Annotated in this window: 7 protein-coding genes and 1 pseudogene; 4 read left to right on the forward strand and 4 right to left on the reverse strand. The window is 65.1% G+C overall.

The features are described 5' to 3' along the window. The first annotated feature begins 1 nt into the window (after position 1). The 3 genes and pseudogenes from ACNFG0_RS14115 to ACNFG0_RS14125 all read left to right on the forward strand — a co-directional run bounded on the left by ACNFG0_RS14115 (position 2) and on the right by ACNFG0_RS14125 (position 4,293). Positions 2-1,789 carry a GMC family oxidoreductase gene (locus ACNFG0_RS14115; protein ID WP_416765286.1) on the forward strand — a complete coding sequence of 596 codons (1,788 nt, stop codon included), beginning with the start codon at positions 2-4 and terminating at the stop codon, positions 1,787-1,789. Between the two features lie 10 nt (positions 1,790-1,799). Then, positions 1,800-3,166: pseudogene (locus ACNFG0_RS14120) on the forward strand (c-type cytochrome). A gap of 128 nt (positions 3,167-3,294) precedes the next feature. Then, on the forward strand, positions 3,295-4,293 hold the full coding sequence (locus ACNFG0_RS14125; RefSeq protein WP_196146844.1) for a sensor domain-containing diguanylate cyclase: 999 nt from the start codon (positions 3,295-3,297) through the stop codon (positions 4,291-4,293). A 215-nt stretch (positions 4,294-4,508) separates the two neighbouring features. Here ACNFG0_RS14125 and lpdA read toward each other — a convergent pair whose 3' ends face one another. The 4 genes from lpdA to ACNFG0_RS14145 are packed head-to-tail and all read right to left on the reverse strand — an operon-like array spanning position 4,509 to position 9,461. Then, a complete protein-coding gene (lpdA, locus tag ACNFG0_RS14130; protein ID WP_196146845.1) occupies positions 4,509-5,888 on the reverse strand; it encodes a dihydrolipoyl dehydrogenase in 1,380 nt (459 codons plus the stop codon). A 2-nt stretch (positions 5,889-5,890) separates the two neighbouring features. Further along, complete coding sequence (locus tag ACNFG0_RS14135; RefSeq protein ID WP_196156481.1) at positions 5,891-7,168, reverse strand: dihydrolipoamide acetyltransferase family protein; 1,278 nt, start codon at positions 7,166-7,168, stop codon at positions 5,891-5,893. After that, a complete protein-coding gene (locus tag ACNFG0_RS14140; protein ID WP_196146847.1) occupies positions 7,169-8,227 on the reverse strand; it encodes an alpha-ketoacid dehydrogenase subunit beta in 1,059 nt (352 codons plus the stop codon). Position 8,228: 1 nt separating this feature from the next. Then, entirely contained in the window at positions 8,229-9,461 is a 1,233-nt protein-coding gene (locus ACNFG0_RS14145; RefSeq protein ID WP_196146848.1) for a 3-methyl-2-oxobutanoate dehydrogenase (2-methylpropanoyl-transferring) subunit alpha, read from the reverse strand. A gap of 197 nt (positions 9,462-9,658) precedes the next feature. On the opposite strand from ACNFG0_RS14145, the gene bkdR reads away from it, so the two are divergent. Beyond that, positions 9,659-10,147 carry a Bkd operon transcriptional regulator BkdR gene (bkdR, locus tag ACNFG0_RS14150; RefSeq protein WP_196146849.1) on the forward strand — a complete coding sequence of 163 codons (489 nt, stop codon included), beginning with the start codon at positions 9,659-9,661 and terminating at the stop codon, positions 10,145-10,147. The last annotated feature ends 167 nt before the right edge of the window (positions 10,148-10,314 follow it).

The raw sequence follows: 10,314 nt of genomic DNA on the forward strand, positions 1-10,314 counted from the left end.
AATGGCCCAGGTGATGAAGAAAGTCGATGCGGTCATCGTCGGGTTCGGCTGGACCGGCGCCATCATGGCCAAGGAACTGACCGAAGCAGGCCTGCAGGTGGTAGCCCTGGAGCGGGGGCCGGCGCGTGACACCTACCCGGATGGCGTCTATCCGCAGACCATGGACGAGCTGACCTACAACTCGCGCAAGAAGCTGTTCATGGACATCTCCCGCGAGACCGTGACCCTGCGCCACAGCCTGAACGATGTGGCCGTGCCGTACCGCCAGTTCGGTGCTTTCCTGCCCGGCACGGGCACCGGCGGGGCCGGGCTGCACTGGTCGGGCGTGCATTTTCGGGTCGACCCGATGGAGCTGCGCATGCGCAGCCACTATGAAGAACGCTATGGCAAGGCCTTCATTCCCGAAGGCATGACCATCCAGGATTTCGGCGTCAGCTACGAAGAGCTGGAGCCGTACTTCGATTTCGCCGAAAAAGTCTTCGGCACCTCCGGCACTGCCTGGTCGATCAAGGGGCAGGTAGTGGGGCGCGACAAGGGCGGCAACCCATTCTCCCCGGACCGCTCCGATGACTTCCCGCTGCCGGCGCAGAAGAACACCGTCTCGGCGCAGCTGTTCGAGAAGGCGGCCCGCGAGGTCGGCTACCACCCCTACAATTTGCCGTCGGCCAATACTTCTGGGCCCTACACCAACCCCTACGGGGCACAGATGGGCCCGTGCAATTTCTGTGGCTACTGCAGCGGCTATGCCTGCTACATGTATTCCAAGGCCTCGCCCAACGTGAACATCCTGCCGGCCCTGCGCCAGGTACCGAACTTCGAACTGCGCAACAATGCCCACGTGCTGCGGGTCAACCTCAACGCCGAGAAGAATCTGGCCACCGGCGTGACCTACGTCGATGCCCAGGGGCGTGAGGTGGAACAGCCGGCGGACCTGGTGATCCTCGGTGCCTTCCAGTTCAACAATGTGCGCCTGATGCTGCTCTCGGGCATCGGCAAACCCTATGACCCGGTCAGCAACCAGGGCGTGGTGGGGCGCAACTTCGCTTTCCAGAACCTGTCCACGGTGAGCGCCTTCTTCGACAAGAACAGCCACCACACCAACCCCTTCATCGGTGCTGGCGGCAATGGCGTGGCGGTGGATGACTTCAACGCCGACAACTTCGACCATGGCCCGCTCGGTTTCGTCGGCGGTTCGCCGTTCTGGGTCAACCAGGCTGGCACCAAGCCCATTTCCGGCACCAAGACCCCGCCGGGCACGCCCAAGTGGGGCAGCGCCTGGAAGGCCGCGGTGGCCGACAGTTACAGCCACATGCTGTCGATGGATGCCCATGGCGCGCACCAGTCCTACCGCGACAATTACCTGGACCTGGACCCGGTGTACAAGGACGCCTACGGCCTGCCGCTGCTGCGCATGACCTTCGACTGGAAAGACAACGACGTGAAGATGAACCGCTTCATGGTCGAGCAGATGCGCAAGATCGCCGAGGCCATGGGGCCCAAGGCCATCGCCGCGTCGATGAAGGCGTTCGGTCAGCACTTCGACGCCACCGTGTATCAGACCACCCACCTCAACGGCGGCGCGATCATGGGCACCGACCCCAAGACCAGTGCCATCAACCGCTACCTGCAATGCTGGGACGTGCACAACGTTTTCGTGCCGGGCGCCTCGGCCTTCCCTCAAGGGCTGGGCTACAACCCCACCGGGTTGGTGGCGGCGCTGACCTATTGGTCGGCGCGGGCCATTCGCGAGCAGTACCTGAAGAACCCCGGTCCACTGGTGCAGGCATAGGAGGCCGACCATGAAACGATTGTTGACCGCCGCCCTCTGCCTGGGCGCCAGTACCCTGTTGCACGCTGCCGATGCGCCCGACCCCGCCTTGATCAAGCAGGGCGAGTACCTGGCTCGCGCCGGCGATTGCGTGGCCTGCCATACCGCCAAGGGCGGCAAGCCGTTCGCCGGCGGCCTGCCCATGGAGACGCCCATCGGCACGATCTATTCGACCAACATCACCCCGGACCCGAGCGGCATCGGCGACTACAGCTATGAGGACTTCGAGCGTGCCGTGCGCCAGGGCATCGGCCTGAATGGCAGCACCCTGTACCCGGCCATGCCATACCCGTCCTATGCGCGGGTCAGCGACGAGGACATGCAGGCGCTCTATGCCTACTTCATGCACGGCGTGCAGCCGGTGGAGCAAGCCAACAAGGACAGCGATATCCCCTGGCCGCTGAGCATGCGCTGGCCGTTGGCGTTCTGGCGCGGGTTGTTCGCGCCTGAGGTCAAGCCGTTCGAGGCCGGCGGGCGCGACCCGGTGGTGGCTCGCGGGGCCTACCTGGTCGAGGGCCTCGGCCATTGTGGCGCCTGCCACACGCCGCGAGCACTGACCATGCAGGAAAAAGCCCTGGATGCCGACGACGGCGATGCCTACCTGGCCGGCAGCGCGCCACTGGAAGGTTGGATCGCCAAGAGCCTGCGGGGCGATCACAAGGATGGCCTGGGCAGTTGGAGCGAGGCGCAGATCGTGGCGTTCCTCAAGACTGGGCGCAACGAGCGCACGGCGGTCTTCGGCGGCATGAGCGACGTGGTCGAGCACAGCATGCAATACATGAGCGACGCCGACCTCAGCGCCATCGCCCGTTACCTGAAGACCTTGCCGCCGGTGAACCCGGACGACAAGCCGTTCCAGGAGGATCGCCAGGTCGCCGATGCGTTGTGGAAGGGCGACGACGCCAAGCCCGGTGCGGCGCTCTACGTGGACAATTGCGCCGCCTGCCACCGCACCGATGGCAAGGGCTACGCGCGGGTGTTCCCGGCGTTGGCCGGCAACCCGGTACTGCAGGGCGAGGATGCCACTTCGCTGATCCATATCGTGCTCGAAGGCGGCACCTTGCCTGCAACGCAGACAGCGCCATCGACCTTCACCATGCCAGCCTTTGCCTGGCGGATGAATGACCAGCAGGTGGCCGACGTGGTCAACTTCATCCGCAGCAGCTGGGGCAACCAGGCGGCTGCGGTGACAGCAGCCCAGGTGGCTGGTCTGCGCAAGCAGCCGGCGCCGATGCTCAAGGCCGAGTCGCTGATCGGGGATACCACGGGGGTCAAGGAGCCTTGAGCCATGGGGGGCCGTTGCGCGGCCCCTTTTGCGGCACAAAGCCGCTCCTGTAGCGTTGCGTGAACGTTACAGACCCGCTCGCCTGGGCTTGCAAAGGCACGAAAGCGGCCGCTTGGGCTATCTGCCAGCACTGTACCGTGCAGCTATGCTTGCCATCGAGGGGAGCCCAGGGGAGCGCGTCATGAGTCAGGAGCCCAAGCCGGTGCCCGCCGGTTTCAGCGAGCAGCAGCTGCATACCTTGTTCGAGCTGATCAGCGACGGCATCTGGGACTGGCATGCCAATTCCGGCTACGTCTACCGCAACCCCGGCTGGTACGCCATGCTCGGCTACGAAAGCCATTCCCTGGCCAATACCGTGCTGACCTGGGAAAGCGTCATCCACCCGGAGGACTACCCTCGGGTCATGGCCCATTTCGAGGCCTACATCAACCAGCGCAACGAGCGCTACCGTATCGAATACCGCTGCCGTTGCCAGGACGGCAGCTACCTATGGATCGAGGACAGCGGCCACATCATTGCCCGCAACGAGGATGGCTCGGTGGCACGCATGCTCGGGGCGCACCGCAACATCGACGCCGGCAAACGCCTGGTGATCGAGCTGCAGCAGAAGAACCAGTCCTTGGAAACCCTGGTGGCCGAGCGCACCCGGGAGCTGTCCTGGGTCAACCAGCAACTGCAACGTCAGCTCGACGAGAACCTCGAGCTTGCCGAGCGCGACGCGCTGACCCGCACTGCCAACCGTTATCGCCTGGAGAAGACCCTGCAGCAGGAATGCGAACGAGCCCGGCGTTTCCGCCAGCCGTTGTCGCTGATCGTCATGGACGTGGATGACTTCAAGCCGATCAACGACTGCCACGGGCATGCCCGCGGGGATGCGGCGTTGGTGGAGGTGGTCGAGTGCGTCCGACGTTGCCTGCGCCCTCAGGACCTGCTGGCGCGTTGGGGGGGCGACGAATTCGTTGCCGTGCTGCCGCAAACGCCGGTGGAAGAGGCACTGGAAATTTCAGGTGCGATCCGCCAGGCCATGGAGGCGGTGGAGCCGATCGGCGATTGCCGTTTGACCATGAGCTTCGGGGTGGTGCGCTGGCAGGACGATGAAGACCAGCACGACTTGCTGGCGCGGGCTGACCGGGCGCTGTACCGGGCCAAGGCGGCGGGCAAGAACACCATATTCGAATGAGCTGCAGGCGGCCCCTGTAGGAGCGGGCTTGCCCCGCGATCGGGCGTGAAGCGGCCGTAAAATCAGCCACCTCGATACCGAGGTTTACCGGATTTGCGGCCGCTACGCGCCCGATCGCGGGGCAAGCCCGCTCCTACAGGACGGCGTAAGCCGGGGAAAAAAGACCCGCGGCGCCTGGGGCGCAGCGGGTCAAATCGGCCGTCGCCGCTTCAGTGTCAGATATGCAGGGCGTGGCCCAAGGCGCGCAGGGCCGCTTCCTGGACCGTTTCGCCCAGGGTCGGGTGCGCATGGATGGTGCCGGCGACATCTTCCAGCCGCGCGCCCATTTCCAGGGACTGGGCAAAGGCGGTGGACAACTCCGAGACCGCCACCCCCACGGCCTGCCAGCCGAGGATCAGGTGGTTGTCACGGCGAGCCACTACGCGCACGAAGCCGCTTTTCGATTCCAGGGTCATGGCCCGGCCGTTGGCGGCGAAGGGGAACTGCGCGACGATGCAGTCCAGACCTTGCTGGCTGGCTTGCTCCGGGGTCTTGCCGACCACCACCACTTCCGGGTCGGTGAAGCACACCGCGGCAATTGCAGCCGGCTCGAAACGCCGCGCCTTGCCGGCGATGATTTCCGCCACCATCTCCCCCTGGGCCATGGCGCGGTGGGCCAGCATTGGCTCGCCGGCTACATCGCCAATGGCCCAGACGTTGCGCATGCTGGTCTGGCAGCGTTCGTCGATGGCCACTGCCGCGCCGTTCATCTTCAGGTCCAGGCATTCGAGGTTGAAACCCTGGGTGCGCGGGCGGCGGCCGACCGCGACCAGCACCTGGTCAGCTTCCAGGCGCAGTTGCCCGCCCTGGCCGTCGTTGGCCAGCAGGCAGCCGTTCTCGTAGCCTTCGACGCTGTGCCCCAGGTACAGGGTGATGCCCAGTTTCTTCACCGACTCGGCCACCGGCTGGGTCAGTTCGGCGTCGTAGGTCGGCAGAATACGCTCGCGGGCTTCCACCACGCTGACCTGCACACCCAGCTTGCGGTAGGCGATGCCCAGCTCCAGGCCGATATAGCCGCCGCCGACCACCACCAGGTGCTGGGGCAGGGCCTTGGGGGCCAGGGCTTCGGTAGAGGAAATCACCGGGCCGCCCAATGGCAGCATCGGCAATTCCACGCTGGTGGAGCCGGTGGCCAGCAGCAAGTGCTCGCACTGGATTCGCTGGCCATCGACCTCGACGTTCTTGCCGTCGAGAATCCTGGCCCAGCCGTGGATCACCTTCACGCCGTTCTTCTTCAGCAGCGCGGCGACGCCGGTGGTCAGGCGATCGACGATGCCGTCCTTCCAGGCCACGCTGCGGGTGATGTCCAGGCGCGGTGCGGACACGCTGATGCCCAGCGGCGAGTGGTCATCGAGGCGGCTGGCCTGGTGAAACTGCTCGGCCACATGGATCAGCGCCTTGGACGGAATGCACCCGATGTTCAGGCAGGTGCCGCCCAGGGCCTGGCCTTCGACCAGTACGGTGGGGATGCCCAATTGGCCGGCGCGGATGGCGGCGATGTAGCCGCCAGGGCCGCCACCGATGATCAGTAGGGTGGTGTTGAGGATCTGTTGCATGCTCACTCCACGAACAGGCAGGCGGGCTGTTCCAGCAGGCCACGTACGGCCTGGATGAACAGGGCGGCATCCATGCCATCGACCACGCGGTGGTCGAAGGAGCTGGACAGGTTCATCATCTTGCGCACGACGATCTGGCCGTCGATCACCACGGGCCGTTCGACCATACGGTTGACCCCGACGATGGCCACTTCCGGCGTGTTGACCACCGGCGTGCTGGCGATACCGCCCAGGGCGCCGAGGCTGGTCAGGGTGATGGTCGAGCCCGACAACTCGTCGCGGTTGGCCTTGTTGTTGCGCGCCGCGTTGGCCAGGCGGGCGATCTCGGCGGCGTTGCTCCATAGGCTGCCGGCTTCGGCATGGCGCAGCACCGGCACCATCAGGCCGTTGTCGCCCTGGGTGGCGATGCCTACATGCACGGCACCATGGCGGGTGATGACCTGGGCTTCGTCGTCGTAGGTGGCGTTGATCTGCGGGAAATCGCGCAGGGCCACGACCATGGCGCGCACGATGAACGGCAGCAGGGTCAGTTTGCCGCGGCTTTCGCCGTGCTTCTGGTTGAGCTGTTGGCGCAGGGCTTCCAAGGCAGTGACGTCGATTTCCTCGACGTAGCTGAAGTGGGCGACGCGGCGCTTGGCGTCCTGCATGCGCTGGGCGATCTTGCGACGCAGGCCGATGACCGGAATCTGCTCACTGCCTTCGCGCCTGGCGTAGCCGCTCGGCGCCTGGCCTGCAGTGCTGTGGGGCTTGCTGATGAAGGCGTCGAGGTCTTCATGCAGGATGCGCCCCGCCGGGCCGCTGCCATGCACGTAGCGCAGCTCGATACCGGCATCCAGGGCGCGCTTGCGCACGGCCGGGGAGGCCAGAGGTTTGTCGCTGGCCTGGCGCGGCACGATGGGCGCGGTGGCGCTGGCTGTAGCAGGCTGGCTGGCCACCACCTGCGGTTCGCTGCGCGGAGGCTCGGCGACCGGTGCCGGAGCGGGGGTAGCGACGGCTTCGACGGGTTTGGCCTGCGGCTCGTCCACGTGGTTGCCGCCGCCTTCGACCTCAATGCGGATCAGCTCGCTGCCGACCGCCATCACCTCACCGGGCTGGCCGCCCAGGGCCAGTACCTTGCCGCTGACCGGCGAAGGGATTTCCACGGTGGCCTTGTCGGTCATGACATCGGCCACCACCTGGTCCTCGGCGATCACATCGCCGACCTTGACGAACCATTCCACCAACTCGACCTGTGCGATGCCTTCGCCGATGTCCGGCATCTTGATGACGTGCGTGCCCATTCAGACCTCCATGACCCGTTTCAATGCCGCGCCTACCCGCGAAGGGCCGGGGAAGTAGGCCCATTCCTGTGCGTGAGGGTAGGGGGTGTCCCAACCGGTGACGCGCTCGATGGGCGCCTCGAGGTGATGGAAGCAATGCTCCTGGACCAGCGACACCAGCTCGGCGCCGAAGCCGCAGGTACGGGTGGCCTCGTGGACCACCACGCAGCGGCCGGTCTTCTTCACCGACTCGACGATGGTCTCCAGGTCCAGCGGCCATAGGCTGCGCAGGTCGATGACTTCGGCGTCGACGCCGGTCTCTTCGGCGGCCACCTGGGACACGTACACCGTGGTGCCGTAGGTCAGCACGGTCACGTCGTTACCTGGACGGGCAATGGCCGCCTTGTCCAGCGGGACCTGGTAATAGCCGTCGGGCACCGCGCTCTGCGGGTGCTTGGACCACGGCGTCACCGGGCGGTCGTGGTGGCCGTCGAACGGGCCGTTGTACAGGCGCTTGGGCTCCAGGAAGATCACCGGGTCGTCGCATTCGATGGCGGCGATCAACAGGCCCTTGGCGTCATAGGGGTTGGACGGCATCACCGTGCGCAGGCCGCAGACCTGAGTGAACATCGCCTCCGGGCTCTGGCTGTGGGTCTGGCCGCCATAGATACCGCCGCCGCAGGGCATGCGCAGAGTCAGCGGGGCGGTGAACTGGCCGGCCGAGCGGTAGCGCAGGCGGGCCATCTCCGAGACGATCTGGTCGGAGGCGGGGTAGAAGTAGTCGGCGAACTGGATCTCCACCACCGGGCGCAGGCCATAGGCGCCCATGCCCACGGCGGTGCCGACGATGCCGCTTTCGGAAATCGGTGCATCGAATACACGCGACTTGCCGTACTTGGCCTGAAGGCCTTCGGTGCAACGGAACACGCCGCCGAAGTAACCGACGTCCTGACCGTAGATCACCACGTTGTCATCGCGCTCGAGCATGATGTCCATGGCCGAGCGCAGGGCCTGGATCATGGTCATGGTGGTGGTGGACATGGCGGATTCCAGATGGATGCTGTTGTTGTGATCGTTCATCTCAGACCCCCAGTTCCTGGCGCTGGCGGCGCAGGTGTTCAGGCATTTCCTTGTACACATCCTCGAACATCGAGGCAGCACTCGGGATGTGGCCATTGCCCAGGGTGCCGTACTGCTCGGCTTCTTTCTGGGCCTTGAGGATCTCGGCCTCGAGCTCGGCGGTGACCGCCTGGTGTTCTTCCTCGGACCAGTGGCCGCTGGCGATCAGGTGCTGCTTCAGGCGCGCGATCGGGTCACCCAGCGGGAAGTGGCTCCAGTCGTCGGCCGGGCGGTACTTGGACGGGTCGTCCGAGGTCGAGTGTGGGCCTGCGCGGTAGGTGACCCATTCGATCAAGGTCGGGCCCAAGCCACGGCGGGCACGTTCGGCGGCCCAGCGCGAGGCTGCGTAGACGGCGATGAAGTCGTTGCCGTCGACCCGCAGCGAGGCGATGCCGCACCCAACGCCACGGCCGGCGAAGGTGGTCGACTCACCGCCAGCGATGGCCTGGAAGGTGGAGATGGCCCACTGGTTGTTGACCACGTTGAGAATCACCGGGGCGCGGTAGACGTGGGCGAAGGTCAGGGCGGTGTGGAAGTCCGACTCGGCGGTGGCACCATCGCCGATCCAGGCCGAGGCGATCTTGGTGTCACCCTTGATCGCCGAGGCCATGGCCCAGCCGACCGCCTGCACGAACTGGGTGGCCAGGTTGCCGCTGATGGTGAAGAAGCCGGCCTCGCGCACCGAGTACATGATCGGCAGCTGGCGGCCCTTGAGCGGGTCGCGCTCGTTGGACAGCAACTGGCAGATCATTTCGACCAGGGACACCTCCCGGGCCATCAGGATGCTCTGCTGACGGTAGGTCGGGAAGCACATGTCGGTGTATTGCAGCGCCAGGGCCTGGGCGCTGCCGATGGCTTCCTCGCCCAGGCTCTGCATGTAGAAGGACATCTTCTTCTGGCGCTGGGCGACGACCATGCGGTTGTCGAAGATCCGCGTCTTGAGCATGGCGCGCATGCCTTGGCGCAGGACTTGCGGGTCGATGTCCTCGGCCCAGGGGCCGACGGCGTTGCCGTGCTCGTCCAAGACGCGAATCAGGCTGTAGGAGAGGTCCGCGGTATCGGCGGGCTCCACATCGACAGGAGGTTTACGGACAAGACCGGCGTCGTTCAGACGCAGGTAGGAAAAATCGGTCTGGCAGCCTGGCCGGCCGGTAGGCTCGGGCACATGCAGACGCAGGGGGGCGTACTCGTTCATGCCTTTTACGCTCGCTCGAATGTTGTTTTTGTGAGCTTTGAAGCGGTCGCTGCTGAGTACCGGCTTGTGACCGGTAGGTCAGCGTTAGATACATCATAGGGGCAGGGCCGAAGAATTTTTCTCTCAAGTTGATTGCCTTTGCCTGACGGGCCAGATAAACATTCCGCATAAACACAAAAAACCGGTGAATTTGTCTCATGCGCAAACTCGATCGTACGGATATCGGCATTCTCAACAGCCTCCAGGAAAACGCTCGCATCACCAACGCAGAACTGGCCCGCTCGGTGAACCTGTCGCCGACGCCTTGCTTCAACCGGGTCAAGGCTATGGAGGAACTGGGGGTGATTCGCCAGCAGGTAACCCTGCTCGCACCCGAGGTGCTGGGGCTGGACGTGAACGTGTTCATTCATGTGAGCCTGGAGAAGCAGGTGGAGCAATCGCTGCATCGCTTCGAGGAAGAGATCGCCGAACGGCCCGAGGTGATGGAGTGCTACCTGATGACCGGCGATCCGGACTACCTGCTGCGTGTGCTGCTGCCGAGCATCCAGGCGCTGGAGCGGTTTCTCGATTACCTGACGCGGTTGCCGGGGGTGGCCAATATCCGCTCGAGCTTTGCCCTCAAGCAGGTGCGCTACAAGACCGCGCTGCCGCTGCCGGCCAATGGCATGACCTTGCGCGAGTCTTGAAAGTCGGCACCGGCCCCATCGCTGGCAGCCAGCTCGCACACATATGGCACCGCTTTTGTGGGAGATTCTATGGTTGTGGGCAAGCCGGCTCCCACTGGTGCAGCGCCAACCACACCCTGTGGGAGCCGGCTTGCCGGCGATGAAGACAACCCTTTACCCAAAGCCAG

The organism is Pseudomonas sp. NY15372, from assembly GCF_048068215.1.
Classification (GTDB): domain Bacteria; phylum Pseudomonadota; class Gammaproteobacteria; order Pseudomonadales; family Pseudomonadaceae; genus Aquipseudomonas; species Aquipseudomonas guariconensis_A.